General features: G+C 62.8%; 18 protein-coding genes. 7 read left to right on the top strand and 11 right to left on the bottom strand.

Annotated elements, in window-relative coordinates:
• Window positions 1-45: 45 nt before the first annotated feature.
• Complete coding sequence (mnmG, locus tag VF436_RS06170; protein WP_330903131.1) at window positions 46-1,923, bottom strand: tRNA uridine-5-carboxymethylaminomethyl(34) synthesis enzyme MnmG; 1,878 nt, start codon at window positions 1,921-1,923, stop codon at window positions 46-48.
• Between the two features lie 598 nt (window positions 1,924-2,521).
• Here mnmG and VF436_RS06165 point away from each other — a divergent pair.
• A complete protein-coding gene (locus tag VF436_RS06165; RefSeq protein ID WP_330903130.1) occupies window positions 2,522-2,707 on the top strand; it encodes a hypothetical protein in 186 nt (61 codons plus the stop codon).
• A 75-nt stretch (window positions 2,708-2,782) separates the two neighbouring features.
• Here the strand turns inward: VF436_RS06165 and pepN are convergent, their stop codons facing one another.
• Window positions 2,783-5,434, bottom strand: a complete 2,652-nt coding sequence (gene pepN / locus VF436_RS06160) for an aminopeptidase N (RefSeq protein ID WP_330903129.1) — start codon at window positions 5,432-5,434, stop codon at window positions 2,783-2,785.
• Between the two features lie 68 nt (window positions 5,435-5,502).
• Here pepN and VF436_RS06155 point away from each other — a divergent pair, with 68 nt between their 5' ends.
• From VF436_RS06155 to VF436_RS06130, 6 genes are all read left to right on the top strand, one after another.
• Entirely contained in the window at window positions 5,503-6,507 is a 1,005-nt protein-coding gene (locus VF436_RS06155) for an aldose epimerase (protein ID WP_330903128.1), read from the top strand.
• Window positions 6,504-7,457 (top strand): pyridoxal-phosphate dependent enzyme, encoded by a 954-nt coding sequence (locus VF436_RS06150; protein WP_330903127.1) that lies wholly within the window; start codon window positions 6,504-6,506, stop codon window positions 7,455-7,457. The genes VF436_RS06155 and VF436_RS06150 overlap by 4 nt, the downstream gene beginning before the upstream one ends.
• A 175-nt stretch (window positions 7,458-7,632) precedes the next feature.
• Window positions 7,633-8,415: a hypothetical protein gene (locus tag VF436_RS06145; protein ID WP_330903126.1), complete on the top strand. Its 783-nt coding sequence runs from the start codon at window positions 7,633-7,635 to the stop codon at window positions 8,413-8,415.
• Between the two features lie 42 nt (window positions 8,416-8,457).
• Window positions 8,458-9,201: an MHYT domain-containing protein gene (locus VF436_RS06140; protein WP_330903125.1), complete on the top strand. Its 744-nt coding sequence runs from the start codon at window positions 8,458-8,460 to the stop codon at window positions 9,199-9,201.
• A gap of 235 nt (window positions 9,202-9,436) precedes the next feature.
• Window positions 9,437-10,003: a DNA-3-methyladenine glycosylase I gene (locus VF436_RS06135; protein WP_330903124.1), complete on the top strand. Its 567-nt coding sequence runs from the start codon at window positions 9,437-9,439 to the stop codon at window positions 10,001-10,003.
• A gap of 141 nt (window positions 10,004-10,144) precedes the next feature.
• Window positions 10,145-12,346: a ricin-type beta-trefoil lectin domain protein gene (locus VF436_RS06130; protein ID WP_330903123.1), complete on the top strand. Its 2,202-nt coding sequence runs from the start codon at window positions 10,145-10,147 to the stop codon at window positions 12,344-12,346.
• Window positions 12,347-12,496: 150 nt separating this feature from the next.
• Here the strand turns inward: VF436_RS06130 and VF436_RS06125 are convergent, their stop codons facing one another.
• The 9 genes from VF436_RS06125 to VF436_RS06085 form a co-directional block, all read right to left on the bottom strand.
• On the bottom strand, window positions 12,497-13,375 hold the full coding sequence (locus tag VF436_RS06125; RefSeq protein ID WP_330903122.1) for a hypothetical protein: 879 nt from the start codon (window positions 13,373-13,375) through the stop codon (window positions 12,497-12,499).
• Window positions 13,376-13,431: 56 nt separating this feature from the next.
• A complete protein-coding gene (locus VF436_RS06120) occupies window positions 13,432-14,952 on the bottom strand; it encodes an esterase-like activity of phytase family protein (protein ID WP_330903121.1) in 1,521 nt (506 codons plus the stop codon).
• Between the two features lie 78 nt (window positions 14,953-15,030).
• Window positions 15,031-17,391, bottom strand: a complete 2,361-nt coding sequence (locus VF436_RS06115) for a TonB-dependent receptor (RefSeq protein WP_414649821.1) — start codon at window positions 17,389-17,391, stop codon at window positions 15,031-15,033.
• A gap of 346 nt (window positions 17,392-17,737) precedes the next feature.
• On the bottom strand, window positions 17,738-18,622 hold the full coding sequence (gene bioC / locus VF436_RS06110) for a malonyl-ACP O-methyltransferase BioC (RefSeq protein ID WP_330903119.1): 885 nt from the start codon (window positions 18,620-18,622) through the stop codon (window positions 17,738-17,740).
• Complete coding sequence (bioH, locus tag VF436_RS06105; RefSeq protein WP_330903118.1) at window positions 18,615-19,388, bottom strand: pimeloyl-ACP methyl ester esterase BioH; 774 nt, start codon at window positions 19,386-19,388, stop codon at window positions 18,615-18,617. Before bioH ends, bioC begins: the two co-directional genes overlap by 8 nt.
• The gene (locus tag VF436_RS06100; RefSeq protein ID WP_330903117.1) at window positions 19,385-20,140 is read right to left on the bottom strand and encodes a sulfurtransferase; all 756 of its coding nucleotides are present in this window, start codon (window positions 20,138-20,140) and stop codon (window positions 19,385-19,387) included. The genes bioH and VF436_RS06100 overlap by 4 nt, the downstream gene beginning before the upstream one ends.
• A 29-nt stretch (window positions 20,141-20,169) precedes the next feature.
• On the bottom strand, window positions 20,170-21,339 hold the full coding sequence (gene bioF / locus VF436_RS06095) for an 8-amino-7-oxononanoate synthase (RefSeq protein WP_330903116.1): 1,170 nt from the start codon (window positions 21,337-21,339) through the stop codon (window positions 20,170-20,172).
• A 102-nt stretch (window positions 21,340-21,441) separates the two neighbouring features.
• Window positions 21,442-22,449, bottom strand: a complete 1,008-nt coding sequence (gene bioB / locus VF436_RS06090) for a biotin synthase BioB (RefSeq protein WP_330903115.1) — start codon at window positions 22,447-22,449, stop codon at window positions 21,442-21,444.
• A 95-nt stretch (window positions 22,450-22,544) separates the two neighbouring features.
• On the bottom strand, window positions 22,545-23,170 hold a 626-nt coding region (locus tag VF436_RS06085), incomplete at its 5' end, for a TlpA disulfide reductase family protein (RefSeq protein WP_330903114.1).

Here is a 23,170-nt window from a genome sequence, read left to right as displayed (position 1 = left end):
CCTGGCTTGGTCGCCCTGGGGCAACGCCCAGCCTGCCTCCCTGGATCAGGCCGCATCCTTGCGCTTGAGGTGCACCAGCAGTAGAGAGATTGCCGCAGGTGTCACGCCGCTGATACGCGCGGCCTGGCCGATCGTCGCCGGCTGGGTTCGCTTGAGCTTGAGCAGCACCTCGGCCGACAGGCCGCGCACCTTGTCATAGTCGAAACCGCCAGGAATGGCCGTGTGCTCGTGGCGACGCTGGCGCTCGATCTCCTCGCGCTGGCGTTCCAGGTAGCCGGCATACTTGGCCTGCACTTCGACCTGGGCGGCGACGTCCTCGCGCTCCACGGCAGGCCCGAGTTCGGCCACCGTCATCAACCGGACATAATCGAGCTCCGGCCGGCGCAGCAGATCCAGCGCGTGGGTTTCACGGCTGACGGCGATATCGAGCTGACGCGTGATCGCGGCACCCAGGGCATTGTTGGGCGCCGCCCATAGCGCGCCGAGCCGTTGCGTTTCGCGCGCTACCGCCTCGCGCTTGGCGCGCATCGCATCGAAGCGTTCCTGCGGTACCACGCCCAATGCATGACCGGCTTCCGTCAGGCGCAGATCGGCATTGTCCTCACGCAGATGCAGGCGATATTCGGCACGCGATGTAAACATGCGATACGGTTCGATGGTGCCGTTGCTGGTCAGGTCATCGATCAGCACGCCGATGTAGGCTTCGTCGCGGCGTGGATACCATGCCGGCTTGCCCTGTGCGCACAAGGCGGCGTTCAGCCCGGCGATCAGCCCCTGCGCGCCAGCTTCCTCGTAGCCGGTAGTGCCATTGATCTGTCCGGCGAAGAACAGGCCGCCGATGGCCTTGGTTTCCAGCCACGGCTGCAACCCGCGAGGGTCGAAGTAGTCGTACTCGATCGCGTAGCCCGGACGGGTGATGTGCGCCTGCTCGAATCCCTTGATGGAGTGCACCAGATCCAGTTGCACGTCATACGGCAGCGAAGTGGAGATGCCGTTGGGATAGATCTCGAAGGTCTCCAGGCCCTCCGGTTCGATGAAGATCTGGTGTGAGCCCTTCTCGGCGAAGCGCACCACCTTGTCCTCGATCGAGGGGCAATAGCGTGGACCGGTGCCTTCGATCTGGCCGGTATAGAGTGGCGAGCGATCCAGCGCGCCGCGGATGATTTCGTGCGTGTGTTCGGTGGTGTGTGTGATCCAGCAGCTCACCTGGGCCGGATGCTCCGCACGTGAGCCCATATAGGAGAACACCGGCATCGGGTCGTCGCCCGGCTGTTCCTCCAGGCCGGTGAAATCGATGCTGCGCATGTCGATGCGCGGCGGCGTACCGGTCTTGAGGCGATCAGCCGCGATGGGCAGTTCACGTAACCGGGCCGCCAGTGCGCTGGCGGGCGGATCGCCAGCGCGGCCTCCCGCGTACTGGGCCGGGCCGATATGGATTTTGCCGGCCAGGAAGGTGCCGGCGGTCAGCACCACGCTGCGTGCGCGGAAGGACAGACCCATCTGGGTTATCACGCCCACGGCGCGCCCGTTTTCCACGATCAGGTCATCGACGGCCTGCTGGAACAATTCCAGGTTGGGCTGGGTCTCCACGATGCGCCGGATGGCGGCCTTGTAGAGCGCGCGATCGGCCTGGCAGCGCGTGGCGCGCACGGCTGGCCCCTTGGAGGCATTGAGTGTGCGCCACTGGATACCGGCCCGGTCGGCCGCATGCGCCATCGCGCCGCCCAGGGCGTCGATTTCCTTGACCAGGTGCCCCTTGCCGATGCCGCCGATGGCTGGATTGCAGCTCATCTGGCCAATCGTCTCGATGTTGTGGCTGAGCAGCAGGGTGCGGGCACCGCAGCGCGCGGCGGCCAGGGCAGCCTCGGTGCCGGCGTGGCCGCCGCCGATCACGATGACGTCGTAATGAATAGGGTGCAGCATCAAGATGCCCCGGCAGAGCAAAAGTGGACAAAAGATGGCGCCATTTTACCTCGAAGCAGCGAGCGATCCGTGCATGGACAGCCTGGCATGGAAACTGCTTTCCTACCCATGCACTTTTCCCGGGCAGACGCTGCGCGGAAGACGCGCGCCGAGATCGAGCGGACAGGGGCTCGATTGCGCGCCGGGAGAGGAAGCAAGGCGGCGCCCCTCGGGGCGCCGTCGTTTTTTTTGCCGGTCAGAAATCGGCGAGGCTCCGGAAAAGCAAAAAGGCCGCTATGGAGCGGCCTTTTTGCTTTGGGATAGATCTGACGCTTGGCGGTCTCAGGAACAGGGGGAATCCAGGATGACCGTGTTGCCAAGCGTCAGAAGCCTTGAAAACTCATCGCGTCGCTGACTCGGTTGCCGCGCCGCGTGGTGTAGATACTCACGCCCCGCGCGTGAACACGGGGTGACTAAAACGCTAAATTGTGCCGGTTATCGGCAACACGTGACGCAATACGTCAGTTTCCCGACTTCAGCCTCTGGAAGCGTGATTTTCATCACATCTTGGCATGGGGGTTGCTTCCTTTACCTCCAAAACAACCCGAGAGGTGCAGTCATGGAGCCGATGCTGGACTTTCAACCGGTTTATTCGCACCACGACCTGCTGATCGAGATGGGGCGCGTGGAAATGGCGATGGAGCGACTTCAGGCACGCGATGAGCAGGAAAACCTTGCCCTGCGCCCCCGCCTGGAGACGCGTATGAAACAGCTGCGCCACGCGTTGGACGGCCTGCCGGTCTGATCGGCGCCTGATGCACTCGTTTTCCGCGCCCGGGTACCCGTCCTCGACGGTGTATCGCCCGGGCGCTTTTTTCGTCTATTCGCTTTCGCCAAGCATATTGCGCACGATCTCGCCCAGATTGCGCGACAGCGCAGACTCTCCGGCCAGGGCGGCGATGGCCTCGCGCGCCGCCGCGCGTCGGGTGGGTTCCAGCCGGCGCCAGCCATTGAATACGGTTGCCATACGTGCGGCAACTTGTGGATTGAGCGCGTCCAGTTCGCGCAGACGTTCGGCCAGATAGCGATAACCGGCGCCATCCTGGCGATGAAAACCGCTGGGATTGCCGCGCGCCCATTGGCCAAGCAATGCATTCACGCGATTGGGATTCTTCAGCGTGAATGCGCTGTCGTCGGCCAATGCCTGGACGCGTGCGAGCGCCAGATCGCCTGGTACCTGGGTCTGTACCGCAAACCATTTATCCATGGCCAGCGGATCGCCAGCATGGCGTTGGCGAAAATCCGCCAACGCCTGCTCTGCCTGGGTAGCCTGGCTACGCACCAGCACAGCTAACGCGGCCAGACGATCCGTCATGGTGGGTGCCTGCGAGGCCTGCGAAGCGGCTGCCACCTGCGCTGCCTGCGCGTCGACCAGAGCCCATAGTTCCAGCACACGCTTCTTCAGGCGGCGACGGGCCTGGTCAATGGCGTCCAATGCCCGTGTCGTGTGCGATGCCAGTGCCTGGTAGCGCGCCACGAGCGCCGCCGTGCCGATGCGTTCGGCCAGGCGACGTTGCAAGGCCTGGCCGATTGCGTGGATATGACCCGGGTCCACGTCATGCTCGCGTTCGGCCAGTTCAACCTCGGTAGGCGGCGTGAGCAGGTCGGCCAGCAGTGCATCGTCAATATCGTCATGCGCAAACAGCTCCGCCAATGCGTTGCACCAGGCCCGTATGGCGTCCTCATGACGATTGTCGCGCAGCGCCTGGAAGGCAAGCGTCGCCAGTTGCTGACCGGCTTCCCAGCGATTGAAGCCGTCGACGTCGTGGCGCAGCAGCAGGGCCAGATCGGCTGGCGAATAGTCGTAGTCGAGGATGGCCGGCGCCGAAAAGCCACGTAACAGCGACGGCACGGGTTCGCTCGCCACCTGATGGAAGATGATGTGCTGCTGGTCGTGATCCAGCACGACGGTGCGCTCTGGCGCGCCGTCCAGTGCGTCGCCCAGGTTCAACGGCAGCATGCCGCCCTTGCGATCGAACAAGGCCAACCGCACCGGAATCGGCAGCGCGATCTTCTGCGGTTGCTGTGCCGTCGGTGCGGTGTGCTGGCGCAACGTCAGCGTATAGCGCTGCGTGTCTGGATCGTAATGACCGCTGGCCTGGATGTGTGGCGTGCCCGCCTGGCCATACCAGGCCAGATAGGGCGACAGGTCGATGCCGTTGGCCTGGCCCAGGGCATCGAGGAAATCCTCCAGTGTGGCTGCGCGTCCGTCGTTGTGCGCAAAGTAACGATCCATGCCGCGCCGGAAACCGTCGCTACCGAGCTTGCCGGCGATCATGCGCACCAGCTCGGCGCCTTTTTCATACACGGTTGCCGTATAGAAGTTATTGATTTCCTGGTACTGCGCCGGCCGCACCGGGTGCGACAGCGGACCGGCGTCCTCGGGAAACTGCGCGCGGCGCAGCACCGAGATGTCCTCGATGCGCTTGAGCGCCGCCGAATTCATGTCTGCCGAGAATTGCTGCTCTCGAAATACCGTCAGGCCTTCCTTCAAGCTGAGTTGGAACCAGTCGCGGCAGGTGACGCGGTTTCCGCTCCAGTTGTGGAAATACTCGTGGGCGACCACGGCCTCGACCGCGCGGTACTCGTCGTCGGTACTGCTATCGGGATCGGCGAGCAGGTACTTGGCATTGAAGACATTGAGGCCCTTGTTCTCCATCGCGCCCATGTTGAAATCATGCGTGGCCACGACGTGGAATACATCCAGGTCGTAGTTGCGCCCGTAAGCCTGCTCATCCCAGCGCATGGAGCGCTCCAGCGCATCCATGGCGTAATGGCAGCGATCGATGGCATCGGCTTCAGCCCATATCACCAGCTTGACTGCGCGGCCGTCGGCGGTGGTGTAGTCGCGCTCGATGTGTTCCAACCGCCCGGCGACCAGCGCAAACAGATAACTGGGCTTGGGGTGGGGATCGACGAAGCGCGCCCAATGACGGCCATCCTCAAGCTGGCCGGAACCGGCGGGATTCCCGCCGGCCAGCAGCACCGGAAAGCGTGCACGGTCGGCGCGCAGCGTCACTGTATAGCGGGTCAGCACATCGGGCCGGTCGGGAAAGAAAGTGATGTGCCGAAAGCCTTCCGCCTCGCACTGAGTCAACAGAAAACCGTGTTCGCGCGTACCGGACAGGTACAACCCTTCCAGGGCGGTATTGTTGGCCGGGTCCAGCGCGACACGCGTTTCCAGCACGCTGCCGTCGCTGGCTCCGTCGATTTCGAGCGCGTCATCGGTGCGGCGATAACGATCCGGTGCGAGCGACTGGCCGTCCAGGGCGATCGATAGCAATGTCAGGCCTTCGCCATCCAGGCGAACGGGCGTATGCGGCGCCGCACCGCGCAAGGTCAGGCGCGCAAGCACCTCGGTGCGATCGATGCCCAGGTCGAACTCCAGTTCCATGGCCTCCACGCGCCACGCGGGCGGCTGGTATTGGCTGAGCAGGACGGGTGCGTTGGCGTGTTCCGGGCGTGCATTCATGGGCTGCGGGGAGCGGCAATGGGGTGGGTCAGGCTAACATGTGGCGCTTCGAAGCCAGGAACAAGCCCATGACTGCGTTCAGTGCCAGTCCCGATCGCTTGGGAAACCACGATGTCGCCGTGCTTGAGGACGATGCGCGCCAACGTCAGGTGCGTATCGTCAGTCGTGGCGCCGCCGTCATAGGCATTGAGATCGAGCACGCGGGCGCGCGCTTTCAGCTGGCCGATGCACATCGCGACCTGGCTGAAGTCGAAAAACGGCCCGGATCGCGCTTTGCCGCGATGGCGCCATTCGCCAACCGCATCGAGGACGCGCGATACACGTTCGACGGCCAGTTGCACGATCTTGCGCCCGGGGTCGAGGGCAGTAAACGCGAGTCGCGCCATGGATTCTTGCGCGATGCGGAATTCCTGCTTGAGAAACTGCATGCGAACGAAGCCGGTGCGCATGCGGTATTCGTCAACCAGGACATCCGACCGGGTGTCCACCCCGGGTATCCGTTCGCCATCGACGTAAGCATCCAGTACACGCTCGCGTCCGGTGGCTTGGAACTGCTGGCCACGATGCGCAACGTGGGCGATGTTGCAGCGCCGTGCTTCTTTGGTTGGCATCCGTATTTCCGGGTCGCCGATGGCAAGGTCGATGACTGGGAGTTGCAGATTCCCGCCAGCCTGCTGGTGCGCACCGACGCCGATTACATCCCGTTGCCAGGCGATGCGGCCTACGCCGCGCTGGACGACGAGCCATCGATGGATTTTCGCCAGTGGCGTCGCGTGGGCGATACCGAACTCAATCATGGCTATGCCGGCCTGCATGCCGATGCCGATGGTCGTGCGCGCACACGCCTGCGCGATCCGTCAAGCGGGCTGACCATTGCATTGTGGCAGACGCGTGGAATCGTGCTTGCCTTCTCCGCCGACACCGTGCCGCGCGACGCGCGTCGTGCACTGGCGCTGGAACCGATGGAAAGCATGTCCAATGCATTCAACCGCGACGATTGCGCCGCGGCCATCCGGCTTGAGCCCGGTGCCGAGCGCCAATTCCATTGCGGCATCGAGATCGAACAGGCATGAGCGATACGCCTCCCTCATGGGCCGACATCCGTGACGCAGCGGCGCGCATCGCGCCCCATGCCTTCATCACACCGGTCATGCGCAGCGACACGTTGGACCGGCTCACCGGCACGCACCTGTATTTCAAGTGCGAAAACCTGCAACGCGGCGCTGCCTTCAAGTTCCGCGGTGCCTGCAATGCGGTTTGGTCGCTGGACGATCACGTCGCCGCCCGAGGCGTGGTGACGCACTCGTCGGGCAACCACGGCAATGCGCTGGCGCTGGCGGCCGCCACACGTGGTATCCCCGCGCACGTGGTTGTGCCCGAGGGCGCGGTGCGTGCCAAGGTGGATGCAATCACGCGTGCCGGAGCCATCGTGCATCGTTGCGAGGCGACCCAGGCTGCACGCGAAGCCATGGCTTCTCGCGTGCAGCAGCAAACCGGGGCGGAGCTGGTGCACCCGTACGCCGACGCGCGCGTGATGGCAGGGCAGGGCACGCTGGTGCCCGAACTGTTCCATCAGGCCGGCCAGCTCGATGCGCTGCTGACGCCCGTGGGTGGCGGAGGCCTGGCGGCCGGGTGCGCGATTGCCGCACATGGACTGGCGCCCGGCATGCCCCTGTTTGTCGCCGAGCCCGAAGGCGCCGACGATACTGCCCGCTCCCTCGCGCAGGGTGCGCGCGTGGAGCCTTTCACGCCGCATACCTTGTGCGATGGTTTGCGTACGTTGGTAGGGGCGCCGAATTTCCAGGTATTGCGCAGCCACGGGGTGACGGCCGTGACCGTCAGCGACGAGGAGGCGGTAGCCGCGATGAAGTGGCTGTGGTCCGAGCTCAAGCTGGTGGTGGAAATCTCCAGCGCTATCGTGTTGGCCGCCGTGCTGCGGCAGCCCGGGCAGTTTGTCGGCAAGCGTATCGGGCTGGTGCTGACCGGCGGCAACGTCGATCTTGAGGATCTGCCCTGGCGTTGAACCGGAGCCGGTGAGCCGTGCGCATCCTTGCGCAAAGCTTTCACGGGGCGCACCGGGCGCTCGTACGGCGGCGGGTCGTTGCGGGCTTTTTGCGGTCAATCACACAAATTCGCCGCTGATTCCCGCATCGTTCCACCACAAATTTATTGCACCAGCATCGACGACAGGGGGGCCTATGATCGAGCTGGAGATGCAGATCCTTTCCGACCGTCGGGAGGGCCTGCTGATCGAACTGGGCCGCTTGGTCATCGCCAACGGTTTCAGCCTTGTCCGCCAACGACTCGCCCAGGACATCCAGGGCGCCCACCTGACCATGGTGGTGCGCGGCCCGACCGAGCGGCAGTGGCTGCTCGAAGATGCCGTGGGCAGTCACGCCCGTGTGCTGGGTTTCGAGGCGGCGACAGCCGAACCCGATGCTGCCCTGGTGACAGCCGCGCCACTCGCCCGTGAACTCGCGCCATCGATCGAGCCGGCAGAGCCATTCGATGGCGATGTTCCGCCGTTGCCACCCGAGCATGCCGACATGCGCCAGATCGAGCAGGTTCTGCCGCAGATGGCGCTCGACTATCCGCGCGTTTTTCCCTGGCTGGTCGCACTGGAGGCAGCCGTGCCCGAAGAGGCGAGGCAGGCGTCGCTGCAACTGGCCGGAAGGCGCACCGGCGCGTGGGTCTACAAGCGCGATTACGCCCTGGGTGCCAAGCTGTCGCTGGCCGAGGCGCTCAAGCGTATCGCGCTGCCGGCGCTGCGCGACCTGGCCACCGTGGAGCAGCAGGAGCGGCAGTTGCACATCCGCAACAGCGCGATGTGTTCGCCGAAGAATCAGTCCGGATGTCGCTTCTTTGGAGGCTATCTCGAAGGTCTTTTGGGCGATGCAACCGACGTATCGGCCGTGCTGGTACGCCACTTGCAATGCCGTGGGCATGGCGCGGATGACTGTGTGCTGGAGATCGCGGCGTGATCCCGATGGCACTGCGCGCATGCCCGTACAAGGAAGACTTTCATGCATGACCACCAGAATTACAACTTGCTGCTTATCGTGCTCTCGTACGCGGTCTCGGTCCTGGGATCGTTCACCGCACTGCAACTGGCCGTGATGATTCCGCTGACGCGCACACGTCGGCAACGTGTGGCAGCCGTGCTCACCGCTGGCGCCGTCATGGGCGTGGGCGCCATCTGGTCCATGCACTTCATCGCCATGCTTGCCTGCGACATGGGCGTACAGGTGACCTACGACGTATCACTTACCGCGCTCTCGGCGCTGATGGCGTTTGTGGCGTGCTCGGTGGGTCTATGGGTCGCCGCATCGGGTACCTTCAGCGGTGCGCGGCTGGTATTTGGCGGGGTCTGCATGGGATTTGGCGTGGTCAGCATGCACTACGTCGGCATGGCGGCGATGCTGGTGGCCGCATCCATGTCCTATGACATGAACATCGTCACAGGTTCGGTAGCGATCGCGATTATCGCCTCCATTGCCGCGCTCTGGCTGGCGTCGCACATGCGTGGCGCGGCGCAACTGACCGGCAGTGCGTTGGTCATGGGCCTGGCGGTCTGTGGCATGCATTACACGGGCATGGCTGCCTTGCACATATACGACAACGGCGGTCGCCTGCCGGCCGGTTACATGGACGGCATCCACGGCAACAATCTGGGCATGACGATCTTTGGCGTGGTGGTGGCCGTGCTGGCTATCGTGCTGGTAGTCCATCACCTGCATCAACGTCGCCGTGCGGCCATTGCCATATGACGCCGTTGATTTTAAATACCGGTCAATCAGGGGAGACAGGTAGGCAAACGGCGAGGCAAGCCGTCTAGTACATCACAGGGGGAGGGGCGAGCAGCGAGGGCGCTTGGTGGTGAGCGCGCTGTGCCGATAACGATATCCTGTCTATCGTTATCGGCACATGCCGCGATCTAAGCCATGGCGCCCTCGCTGGTCGCCCCTTCGTTAGCTATGCTGTCACTCCACTTGGAGAGACATCATGGCGTCTGTCACCCGTTGCGCCTGGGCCAATGGCGATCTTGAAATCATGCGCGACTACCACGACAACGAGTGGGGCGTGCCGCTGCATGATGATCGCATGCTGTTCGAGTTCCTTTGTCTGGAAGGTGCCCAGGCCGGCCTGTCGTGGCGCACAGTACTGGTCAAGCGTGAAAACTACCGTCGTGCGTACCACGACTTCGTCATCGACCGCGTGGCGACCATGAAAGACCGTGAACTGGAGAAACTCCTGCTCGATCCAGGCCTGGTACGTAACCGGCTGAAGATCTGGTCCGTGCGTGACAACGCGAAAGCCGCGCAGGAAGCCATCACCGAGTTCGGCAGCCTCGATACCTACCTGTGGTCGTTCGTTGGCGGCAAGCCACAGCGCAACCGGTGGAAAGCCATGGGCGAGGTTCCTGCCAGCACCGAGATCTCCGATCGCATGAGCAAGGCATTGAAGAAGCGCGGCTTCCGCTTCGTTGGCTCCACCATCTGCTATGCGTTCATGCAAGCGACCGGAATGGTCAACGATCATGTCAGCAGTTGCTTCCGGTACCGAGCGTGACTCTGGACGCAAATTTTTTGCGAGTTCGCCTGGCCCGGTGCCTGCAAACAGGCGTAACACCCTACCCCTGAGGGGTTTCGATGTAGTAACTTGAAACCAAAATAATCGAGCCATCGCCGGACTCGATAAACAGGGGTCTGTATGAAAAGAAAGCTTTTACCTCGCCTCGTGGCGGGGATGGTGCTGGCCGCGTTCTGCATTGGCGTCTCGCAGTGGCTCTGGCCCTCCGCCGGCGCGCCTGTGGCCGCTACGTCCAAGCCAGGCCCTGGTCCGGCTATCGCGCCTCATATATCGACACCGCTTCCCCCGCGGCATGCCGATCTGGGTCATCCCGATGTTCCTGCGGTGCCTTCTTCAACGCCAGCGGCAGCCGATACCGCACACCTGCTCGATTATCAGCCTGGCAAGCTATTGCACCAGGATGGCGCTACGCTTTATCCGGTCAGGCTGGCCATGGGTGACGTATCGGCTTCGATGCTGAATGGGCAGCTTACCTTCACTGCACCTGACGGCACGCAGGTATCGCTCACGTTCGACAAGCACGTTGAGCATGCTGACAAGATCTGGTCATGGATCGGGCGCGAATCCGGTGGCGGAACCAACCGCACGGCATTGATCACCTTCGGTCCGGACGCCACCTTCGGACACCTGCCCAGCGTCAACGGCAATCTGCTCAAGCTGACAACCGTGGCCGGACAGGTCTATGTGGCATCGACACCGCTTTCGCAGTTGCGTGCAGGAGAGCGCCCAGGCACCGATGCTGTCACCATCCCGGGCATGGCCGCCGCGCCAAGTATCGGCGAGGATTTACCGGTAGTTGCAGGCGGAGCCACGGCGACATCCACGGGGCCGACAGTGGATGTTTTCATTGCATATACCAAAGGCTTTCGAGAAAGAGTTGGCACGACCAGCGCCGCCCAGACCCTTGTCAGCGACATTTTCGATACCGCCAATTACGCGTTGTTCAATACGAACATCGGTGGTCAATACCGGCTCGTCGGCACCATGGAAGTCGACTATCCCGATGCGACCGACAATTCGCAGGCATTGACCGATCTGCAATCGGGTGCATCGACGTCGCCACTGGCGGCAGTGCATGCCGCGCGCGATAAGTATGGTGCTGATCTGGTCAGTCTAGTGCGTGTGTTCGGGCCTGCACAAAACGGCTGTGGTCTCGCCTACATCATGAACAGTGGGCACGATCCCAACTATGCCTACTCTGAGGTCAGCGATGGACAGTATGACGAGGGCAACGGCTACTACAGTTACTGCGTCGATCTATCGCTGGCCCATGAAATGGGCCACAACTTGGGTGCCGCGCATAATGTCGAAATTTCTCCCAACAATGGCTTGTTCGCATACTCGCATGGTTATCGCAATGATGCCTTCGCCTTCTACGACATCATGGCCTATGGCCTAGGTAGCCAAACGCAATACGCGGTCTATTCGACGCCACTACTTTCGAGTTGCGAAGGCCAGCCCTGCGGTACTGCGGCAACGGCAGACGTTGCCAGGACGCTTCGCCAGACCATGCCCATCGCAGCGGCCTTTCGTGCATCGGTATACACGTCCGCAGACACTACGTTGCAAGATCAGCTTCGTTCGGCGGCTACGGGTCGCTGCGTTGATCTGCGAGGTGGGGGCATTTATGACAATGGAAGCATTGTCCAGATGTGGGATTGCAATGGATCCCGGCAGCAGCGATGGGATTTTCTAAGTTCCAAGTGGAGTTCGTATAACACTGTTACGGAGATGGATGTTCGCAATTCGCAAACTGCAGATGGTACGGCGGTACAGATGTGGAACTTGACCGGGGCGGTCAATCAGGACTGGTATTTTGATCGCATGGCCCTAGTCACCGCCAATGGCAAGGTGATGGACGCGGTCGGCTACGGCATCGGCAACGGAACGCGCCTGCAGGTGTGGGATGATCTGGGCGGTACCAATCAACGTTGGCGCTACGATTCGAGCAGCTTGCAGATAACCAACGGCGAGGGTCGTTGCCTCGATATCGTCAATTATGGAACAGCCGACAATACACCCGTTCAAATATGGGATTGCACCAAAGCCACGAACCAGCAGTGGTATGTCATTGATGGTATGATACAGAGCGGTTCGGGTGTGTGCCTGCAGCTCACTGGCACAGCCGTAGGTAACGGCACACAGGTCAGCGTGGGTACTTGCACCGGCAATCCGCAACAGGTATGGCATCTGCGAGGTGAGATACGCAGCAAGCTCGACCCTAGTATCTGTCTTGATGATCCTGCTGCGGGAACAGCAAACGGCTCTTATCTGCAGGTATGGAAGTGCACCGGCAGTGCTCGCCAGCAGTGGATCTATTGAAGTAACTCACATACCGCTCATTTATCAGTTCGTCGAAACGACATTTTGCGAGCCGCTAGGGCGGCGGCTGGTGTTTTCTACTAGCCTGGCACGGTAAATCTCTCTCCCCCTTTTTACGGGGAGAGAGAGGGTTGCTGTGAAGGCGAGGCCTCACTGCGCACAAAACCCATTCGGATAGCCAGCCGAATGGTAGGCGTACACCCAGGCTGTCTTCGTGGTCGAGTTGGCCAGGTTCCAGCTGCCCAGGCTGCTGATGGCCTGCATCAGCAGTTGCGAACGTTGCAATACCGGCGTGGTGAAGTAGCTGCTGCTGTCGGCATCGACGCGGAAGGAAAGCTCCACCAGTGACGGTGCGCTGGCATTGCCTACGTACCAGATCGTGAGGGTGAAATCGGCATCGGAGTTGCCGATATCCGAGCTGGGGCCGTCGTATTCCTGCTGGTTCATCGTCAGGCCGTTGACCGGCACCAACGATTGCGAGCTGTAGGAAGACAACGTGCTCGCGCCGGAAAACTGCGAGATCAACGCGCTCACGGTGGTCGGTGCGCCGCTGCTGGCGGCATCCTGCTTGGTGGAATGCGAATAGACCAGCTTGTCGGGACTGACATCCGTTTCGATCTTGCTGCTCTTGTTCTTGCCGGTGCCGGTGACATCGGTGTAGTACGACAGTTCTTCGTCCGGATGACCGTATTTGAACTCGATATCCTTGTCGTCACCGGTGCGATAGCGTACCGAATAGCCGTTGCTGTGCAGCACGCAACTGCTGGGGCTGTCGTAATAGCTGATCTGGTCGTGGTCACCTGCGGCAAAGCTGCCGGTGATGGTCTTGTCGAAGTTGAGCTGGGTAAGGCGTGTCTTCAATGCCGAAAGCAATGAGCTGGCGGCGCCGGAAGGGTTGCTGGCAAACAGACTCGGGTCGAGCAGTACCTTGTACTCCTTGCTGTTCACGGAAACCGGCGAGTTGGCATGGCTGGCGACGCTGAGCAGCATGCCGGCTGCCATCATGGAGCACGCGATCGACTTCTTCATATGCGACTTTGCCTTCTGGTGGGGGACGCAGCCGGTTGCCCTCGCCGGCCGCGATCTTAAGGTCGTTGGTGCTGTTGCATGCTGGGCAAGGTCAGGCGATAGACGAGAAGCATATTGTCGTTGTCGAACGACGAGTCGCAGCGCTGGCGATCCATCACGCAATGGCGCGCGATGAAATCGTTGTCGTTACCCACGAACAGGAAGTAATCCTGTGGCTTCGCAGGATCGAGCACCGGGACGAGATCCATGGCTTCCCATTTCTCCGATAGCGTAAGCGGCTGATTTTTCGGTTGCGTGTCCACGTTAAGGCCAAAGCGCGACAACTGTGAGCGGTTAAGCAGATTCACCAGCTCATACCATGCGGCCGGCTTGATGCCTTCTTTCAGTGCGTTGCCGTCGGGTGAGCGCAGTACTGACGCGGCGGTCGTCTCGTAAGCACTCCCTGCCAGGTTGGTCGCATCCGCTGTGTCGACCAGCAATATGCTCTTGTAGACGATGGGTTTGTCGTTATCCGTGCCCAAGCCGTTGCCATCGCGAGACAGCATCAGGAACTGATGTTCATTGAGCACGCGGATCTCGCTTTGCGCGGCAGTCTTGTTGGCAGGTTTGCCGTTGCCATGATCGTTGTACGCAGGCAACTGCATCACGTAGTGGCCCACGGGCTTGTCCGGCACCGGATTGTGGCTGACGTCGTAGACCAGTACACGCGTATTGATGCGGCCGCTGGCATCGCCACGCGCACTGTCCTGGATCAACGCGCTTTGCAGCGTGACGAACAAGTGCGTGCCATCGGGCGACAAGCCCATGCCCTCCACGCCCTGGTTGTTGCGGCGTCCAGTCTGCGGCGGATTGAGCGAGCCAAAATCGACTTTGCCATCGGTCCGTGGCACGACGGCTGCTGGCGGTACGAGGACACCTTGCAGGCGTCCCTTCGCATCGAAGTAGTACACGTGCGCGCCATACTCGTCGCCGATGTAGAAATGTCCGTCGTGCGTGAATTGCAATGACTCGGCATCCATCGAGACCTTGCCCGCGCCCGTGCCGCTGCGCGGCGAAGGTAGCAGGATGCCCTTCTGCGTGGTTGTGCCTTCGGCCGGGTCGGCGCCCGTGAAACGCTGCCCGCGAAAATCGGTCAGCACCAGGCCACCGTCCGGCTGAATGCTTACCTGGTTCTGCGAACGGATATCGGCTGGCAATGGTTTGCCGTCATAGGGCTTGAACTTCAGCCGGAAGCGATGCAGGCGCGCGGCGTAGTCGTAGAACAACCCCTCGCTGGGATCGTTCCTGCCGCGATCGGGCAGGGTCCACAAAGTGGCTTCGTAGTGGTCGCCTACGCGTTTCCAGCTCCTGGGCACTACCGCCAGGGAGGAAAACGAGCCCAGCGTGTCACCCAGGAAATCCACGGTGCCTGCCGGCAATCGTCCCGTGCCAACCAGTCCCTGGTTGACGAATGTACGCCCTTGGAGCGTGAACGATTGCGGGCCAGCCTGATCGATCACGTGCGGCGTGAGCACGTCCATGGCGGTCGCGCCGGTGCACCCGGCGGCAAGGAGCAGGCACAGGGCGAACTGTTTCATCGCGGTATATCCATCAAGGGGCGCACGAGATGCGGCCCGCACGAGGAAGGGCGCCGTTGCCAGCGCCCTCGGGGTTCATCAGAAGCGAACATCAAGTGTTGCGAAGGTCTGGATCGGCGCCGATGCGTGGAATACGTAGATCGTGCCATTCGGATCGGTTGGCGCGAACACGCTGTTATCGAAGTTCGCCGCATAGCGCTTGTTGGTCAGGTTGGTCACGTTCACGCTCAGGCGTACGTCCTTGATCAAGCCCACGGCGCCGAAGTCGTAGCCGGTGCCGAAGTCGAACGTAGTGAAGCCACCGAAGCCCTGATCGTTGGTGTAGGTGTAATAGCGCCTGCCGGTGTACTTGCCGCGCAGCGTGGCGAACCATGGGCCGTACGTATAGGTCACTTCGCTGGCGAACAGCTTGGTTGGCGTATCGACCTGGATCTTGCCCTTGGTCGGCTCCAGCACGCCCGCCTGCACGTAATCGCTATCGTAGGTGGAGCGGTTGTACGAGGCGGAGTTGTACCAGCGCAGGTGCTCGTTCGGCGTCCACAGGAAGGTCAGCTCTACGCCGTGGCTGTCCACGCCGCCAACGTTGTAGAACTTGTTGCCGCAGCCTGGGCCCACCGGCTGGCGCGAATTGCAGGGGTTGTACTGCAACAGGCGATTGTCGAAGCGAACCTTGTAGATCGCGGCCGAAGCCTGGAAGTCCGACTGCACGATGCGATAACCGGCTTCCAGCGTATGCGACTGCTCGGGGCGCAGCGTCTGCTGCTGATCCCAGGTTGCCTGGCTGACCGCCTGCGGACCGAGCTTGAAGCCACCCTGGAACATGGCGATATTCTCGGCGTAGCTGGCGAATACTTCCTGGCCGTCGCCCAGGTTGTAGTGCGCACCCAGGCCCGGCAGGAACGCGCGGCTGGCCGATAGGCTGCCGGTGGCGAACTGGGCGCTGGAATTGGCGGCGATCGGCTTCTTGGCGATGCCCGGCAGTGCCGTGGCGTCGGATGTCACATGTGGGCTCTTCACGCCGAAGTCGATCGACAGGCGATCATCCATCAGCTTGATGGTGTCTTGCAGGTACGCCTGGCGCGTGCGCCATACGGTGCGCTGGTCGAACGTGCCTACATCCGGCTGCGTGGTCTGGAAACTGCTCAGGTCGCGCGGTCCGGTGACGTTGGTGTAGTTGTAGCGCGACGCACTGGAAATATTGTGCTCGTACCAGATGCCGCCTTCGATATGGTTGATACCGATATCCCAGGCCGCGTTGAAGATCGCGCCCGTGCGATTGATGGTGTAGAGCGTCTCGCGCACGATCAACGGCAACTGCTGCGCCGTGCCGGGATTGGAGAAACTGCCGCTGTTCCAGTTGTTGCCCGAGCCGGCATCTTCGTGGTGGTACACCTGGGCATGCAAGGTGACCGTGTCGGATGGGAAGAAGTCACCGGCAACGTAATACAGGTCGTCGTTGCGCAGGATCTGGCCACCCGTGAAGGCGCCATCGGCATCCTGGTCCGGACCGCTTTTGTCGCACAGCTTGGCGTTGAAGCTGCCGGTGTTGCAGTACGCGCGGCTCAGGGCCTTCTGGAAATTCGGCGCATAGCCGCCCCAGTCCCACCCCAGGCCGCGTGCCAGCTCATTCTTGGAAAGATAGAAATCATCGGCCTGCGAGGTGCGCGAGGTGTCGGCGAAGGCGCTGATACGACCGCCGTCGAAGTTGTAGACGGCTTTGCCATTGAACTGCTTGGTGGTCGACTTGTTGTATGCGCTCTGGTTGTTCCACAGTTCGGACGTGGTGCGGGCGCCGGACAGGTACATCGAGAAACCCTGGTACTCGCCGGTGTCCAAGCGCGCAAACGTACGGCGATTCATGTCGCTGCCGAACGTCTGGTTGATGCGGCCGCCCATCTGCTTGAGCGGATCGCTCGACGTATAGGCGATGGTGCCACCCAGGTCGCTGGTCGAGGGCGTGCCCAGGTTGCCGATACCTTCGGCGATCTCGGCACCGCCCATGTTTTCCGAGATCAGGGCGCGATTGATGCTCAGGCCGTTGTAATTGTTGTAGGCGCTGTCGCCCAGCGGCATGCCGTCGAGCGTATAACCCAGGCGCGTGGCATTGAAACCGCGCAGGCTCAGTGTCATCGATTGTTCGTTCGCCCCCAGTGCGTCGATCGACTGCGCATTCACGCCCGGCAGGATGTTCAACACTTTTTGCAGGCTGGTGCCGGTGGGCAACACATCCTGGTTTTTCTGCGTGACGCGCTGCACCTGGCGCGACTGGCCACTACCCACCACGGAGACCGTGTCGAGATTGGTCGCCTGGTCGGTCGTGGCGCCTGGCTGGGCGGCGGCATCGGCGACGGCGGCAGTGTTATCAGTCGTGCCGTCCTTCGCATGGACAGCCGTCGACAGCGCCAGGCCCAAAGCCACGGCGAGAACAGTCTTCTGCAACACGCAATTCCCCTTCCTAAAAATTGGCGATACGCCAGCCCGGCCATCGGTGCGGGCGCGCAGGTGTTAAGAAGGTGCGAATGCTGTCATCTGCCAATGAAGCTTTTATGACTGTCATAAGACGATGAGTCGGAGTGCTTCGTTTGTGCAGTGTTCGAATGGACGTCTGGATGTCCATGGAACGGATGGCTGGCCTGGATCAGGAGGTTGGGGATGGGGACGGAGGGCGCCAATCCGTTCGCTTAGGCGGCGAGGCAAGTCGCAGCAGCGCTTTCGCATCGTGCAAGGTCGCGGCGACCACCACGGTTACGCCCCCGCTACCCGTCTCCCACCTCCAACGGCCCCATCAACGCCGCCGTGAGCCGCGCAATGCGTCCACCGAAAAACTGGCAATCTCTCCACCATCCGCGCCGCGGCGTGACTGGCCCGGTGGCGGGCCCCAGGCGTGGGCGGTGATGACTTCCCAGGTGGCCGGGATGCGGCCGTTGACGCGCATGGTTTCGTAGGCTTGCAGCATGCGTGTGTAGTGCTGGCGTCCGAGCAGGCCGCGCTCGCGGGTCGCATCGGCGTTGGTGGCGCCCAGGCCCTGCAACTCCTTCAACAGCATGCGCGGTTCGCTATAGGTGAGCGTGAAGCGATCCACATCCAGTACCGGATCGCGCAAACCCGAGGCAATCATCGCGTCGCCCAGGTCGTGCATGTCCAGGAAACGACTTACATGAGGCTGCTGGTCGGCCTGAGCCCAGGCTGCCCGCAGTTCCTTGAGCGTATCCGGGCCGAAGGTGGAAAACACCAGCATGCCGCCGGGCTTGAGCACGCGCACGCATTCGCCAAACAACGCCCGGGGATCTTCCACCCACTGAAAGCACAGGTTCGAATGCAGCACATCCACGCTGTGATCGGCGAAGGGTAGCGCGGTCGCGTCGGCGCAGACCCGTGAGAACGGCTTGAGCCAGCTCATGTGTCGCTTGGAGGCGCGCAGCATCGGCAAGGCGATATCCACGGCGATGACCTGCGCCTTGGCGTAGCGCTTTTTCAGCAGTGCCGTGCCGCGCCCCGTGCCCGCGCCCACATCGAGCACGCGGCCGGGTTCTTCCAGATAGAAGTCCAGGCGTTCGGCCAGTAGCTTCTGTGCTTCCTGTTGCAAGGCATCATGTTGTTCATAGGTCGCCGCGGCGCGGCCGAAACGACGTCGTACCTGCGCGCGGTCTACGCGGAAGTCGTCACTCACGGAAAGCCTCCAGCAAGGGCTCCAGCGCCGCGACAACTGCCGGGACGTGGCCGAAGAACGGCGCATGGCCGGCATGTTCGATCTGGGTGAACTGGCCGCCCGCGTGTTCGGCCGCCCAGGCCACGGCGGCGGGAGCGGCAAGCCGGTCGCGTCGCCCGCAGATCCAGGCAGTGGGCATCGATAGCGCGGTCATGTCCTGCCGCAGGTCGGTTTCGTCGAGGATGCGAATGCCCTCCTGCAAGATGCGCAGGTCGGGTTCGCCGCGTGCAAAGACCAGTGAGCGCAGGTGCCGCAGCTCGCTGCGCGGATCCTGGCTGCCCATCGCCTCCAGCGCCAGGAAGCGCTCGATGGTGGCGTGATAGTCGGTTTCCAGATCGGTGGCCAGCTGGCGCACCAGGGTGGGATCGCTGCCATAAGGCCAATCCTGGCCGCGCGAGAATTTGGGTGTCGAACACAGCACGCCCAGTGCGCGCACCTTTTCTGGTAGCCGCAATCCGGCGCTCTGAGCGATCAGGCCACCCAACGACCAGCCCACCCAGACGGCCGGTGGCGTGGCTTCGGCGATAGCCCATGCACACGCCTGCGGCTCCAGTGGCAGGCCGCTGTCGCGCGAATGCCCATGGCCAGGCAGGTCCACGACATAAAGCGTGCATCGCTCGCGCAGGGCGTCGACCAGGTCGTCGAATACGCCGCCATGCATGGCCCAGCCATGCAGCAGCACCAGCGGGACAGGGCCGGTTCCCTGGCGGTCGATGAACAGGTTCATGGGTCGTCGCTTGAAGGTGGCAGCGAAGCCGGAGCCAGCGAGGGATCCACCGCGCCACGTTCGTCGAAGACGAAACAGTCGCCCTGCCAGTGCGCGCCGTCGGTTTCCTCGAAATATTTGAGGATGCCGCCTTCGAGCTGGTAGACGTGATCCATGCCGATGTCCTGCATGTGCAACACCGCCTTCTCGCAACGAATGCCGCCGGTGCAATACGACACCACGGTCTTGCCGGCGAAACGCTCGCGATCGGCGGCAATGGCCTGCGGGAACCCTGTAAAGCTGCCGAGCCGATAATCCACGGCATGCTCGAACAATCCGACATCGGTCTCATAGTCGTTGCGCGTATCGACCAGCACGACCTCGCGCCCTTCGTCATCGTGGCCGGCATCGAGCCAGCGATGCAGGGTCTGCGGTGTCACCGCCGGCGCGCGCGCATGCTCGGGGCGGATCGCCGGCATGCGCATGGTGATGATTTCCTTTTTCAGGCGTACGCGCATGCGCCCGAACGGGACGTCTTCGGAGATCGATTCCTTCGGCATCAATCCGGCGAAACGGGAGTCGTCGCGCAGCCAGTCCATGAAGCGGTCGACCGCGTCGCGCGAACCGGCCAGGAACAGGTTGATGCCCTCCGGCGCAAGCAGGATCGTGCCCTTCAGAGACAGGGCTTCACAGCGTGCAAGCACGCGCTCACGCAGTGCCGGGAGGTCATCCAGGCTGACGAAGCGATAGGCGGAAAGGTTGATGATCGACATGGCAGGCGAGGGTCTTGCTTAGCCGCCCATTATAGGCGACTGGCCGCCATGCCGTCGGCCAGCACGGCGAGCAGCCGGTCCACCTGGGTTTCCTCGTGCCATGCCGACAGCGTGATCCGAAGCCGGGCCTTCAGGCGTGGCACGGTCGGCGGCCGGATCGCGGTTACCAGCAGGCCGGCCTGCTCGGCGTGCGCCGATAGACGCAGGGCCGCTGCCGGCTCGCCCAGCAGCAGGGGCTGGATCGCCGTGGCCGAGGGCATCAGGGGCAGGTCTAATTGGGCAGCCCCGGTACGAAAGCGCGCGATGAGCGCGGCCAGTTTCTCGCGGCGCCAGGATTCTTCCCGGGCCACCTGTACGGCCGCGTGTGCGGCAGCCGCCAGGGCTGGCGGCATCGCGGTGGTATAGATATACGGCCGGGCAAATTGCGTCAGGCCATCGACCAGTGCCTGGGAGCCGGCGACGAAAGCGCCGAACGTACCCAGCGCCTTGCCCAGGGTGGCCATCAGCACGGGCACGTGCGATGCGTTCAGTCCGGCGGCCGCGACGCTGCCGGCCCCGTCGGGGCCGACCACGCCCAGGCCATGGGCATCGTCGACCATCAGCGTCGCGTGCTCATCGGTGCACAGGCTCGCCAGCTCCGCCAGCGGTGCGGCGTCGCCATCCATGCTGAAAATGCCATCGGTCGCCAGCAGCGCGGCCGCATGGCCGTGGCTTTGCAACTGGCGCGTCGCGCTGTCGATATCGGCGTGCACATAGCGCAACAACGTGGCACCGGCCAGGGCGGCACCGTCGAGCAGGCAAGCGTGGTTGAGCTTGTCCTGGACGCACACGTCGTTCTTGCCAAACAGCGCCTGGAGCACGCCGAGATTGGCCATGTAGCCGGTGGAGAACAGCACGGCGCGCTCGCGCCCGGTCCACTCGGCGAGTGCTTCTTCCAGGCGGGCATGTTCGCGGCGGTGCCCGCAGATCAGATGCGCCGAGCCGCTGCCGACGACGTCGGCGTCGCGCAAGGCAGCGATCACGCGCGGATGCTGCGAAAGGCCAAGATAGTCGTTGCTGCAAAACGATACGAGGCGCTGGCCCTGCGACCACACGAACGGGCCGTCGACCTGGTCGATATGGCGCAATCGTCGGCGTAACTGTTCGCGTTCGCGCAGTGCTGTGTTCTGCGCGAGCCGGGCGATCAGGTCTTCACGCATGGCTTGACGCGCAACGCCGCGTGCCAGGCTCGCCGTGACATCGTTTCCGCTCCCCCGGCGGCGCGGGGGTGCCAGGCCGGTCCGAAGGGGCAGCCCCGGCCATCACGCCGCGCAAGGCTCCACGATATCCGCATGCACCGTGCCCGAATGCTCGACGACCTCCAGCGGGTGCAGGTCCAGGCGGCGGAACAGCGCGCGATCGTGCTCGACTTCCGGATTGCCGGTGACCAGCAGTTTTTCGCCGTAGAAAATCGAATTGGCACCCGCATGGAAACATAGAGCCTGCACGGCATCGTCCATGTCCTGCCGGCCGGCAGACAGGCGCACCATGGATGCGGGCATCAGGATGCGCGCGACGGCGATCGTACGCACGAATTCGAACGGGTCGAGCGCCTGGCTGTTTTCCAGCGGCGTGCCCTTGACGCGTACGAGCTGGTTGATAGGCACTGATTCGGGGTGTTCGGGCAGGTTGGCCAGCGTCTGTAGCAGGCCGGCGCGCTGCGAGCGGGTCTCGCCCATGCCGACGATGCCTCCGCAGCAGGTCTTCAATCCGGCTTCGCGCACATGCTCAAGCGTGTCCAGGCGATCCTGGTACTGGCGTGTCTGGATGATCTCGCCATAGAACTCCGGCGCGGTATCCAGGTTGTGGTTGTAGTAATCCAGGCCTGCCGCCTTGAGCGTGTCGGCCTGCTCACCGTTGAGCATGCCCAACGTGGCGCAGGTTTCCAGGCCAAGCCCCTTCACCGCCGAAATGATTTGCGCCACCTTGGCGACATCGCGGTCCTTGGGGCTGCGCCAAGCGGCACCCATGCAGAAACGGCTGGCCCCCGCGTCTTTGGCGGCCTGCGCACGCGCCACGACCGCTTCCACGCTCATCAGTTTCTGGGCCTGCACGCCGGTGTCGTAACGGGCGGCTTGGGGGCAATACGAGCAATCCTCTGGACAGCCCCCGGTCTTGATCGACAGCAGCGTCGACACCTGCACCGCGTTGGGATCGTGGTATTGCCGGTGTGTCTCGTGCGCGCGATGCAGCAAATCATTGAAAGGCATGGCAAAAAGCGCGGCGACTTCGTCGCGGGTCCAGTCGTGGCGAACAGCGGCTGCGGACATGGGCATCCAGGATGGGTGTGAGGAGTGCGCAGTGTGCCAGCTCACTCAACTCTGTCAACCTAAATCAGGCTGATCAGGTTGACGAATCTTTCCCGTTACGGAGCCGCCAGCCAGCGCTCGATATCCTCGACGGTAAGGACCTCATGCCCGCGCCGCAGTCGATCGCCGGATGCGGCCTTGACCAGTCGGCCGTTCTCATCGACTACGGCAAAGCTGGGATAGACACCCACGCCGATGTGATCGAGGAACCGCTGGGCATGAAAAGCCACCGGCCAGGATAACGGGCGTGCTGCGACGAATTGCCGGGCGTCATCCTCGCTATCGAACGTGATCGCCAGCACGGCCTGTCGCCGATGACGGGCGTGATAGGCATCCAGTGCGGGCAGGTCGGCGACGCATGGCGCACAGGTAGCGAAGAAGAAACTCACCAGAGTTCGATGTCCATGCAAATCGGCCGGATGGATCGTGCGGCCGTCCAGCGTGGTCAGGGCAAGCGGGGGCCATGCATCGCCACGCGCCCAATGACTGATCGGCCTGATCGCGGTGACATCGGGTAGCCGGGTCGCGGCGCTGGCGGGTTTGAGCACCAGTGTCGCGCTATGTGCCTTGACGTGTTTTTCCACGTCGAACGCGCGGCCCTGCCCAACGGCGGTGAAGAACTGATTCTCCGAAAGACAATTGCCGTGTTCGTCGCTATAGCCAAACTTCGTGTCAGCGGGCA

The sequence above is a fragment of the Dyella sp. genome (genome assembly GCF_036384435.1).
GTDB lineage: Bacteria > Pseudomonadota > Gammaproteobacteria > Xanthomonadales > Rhodanobacteraceae > GSA-30.
Note: the sequence above shows the minus strand (reverse complement) of the source record. Positions and strands in the feature narration are given on the sequence as shown.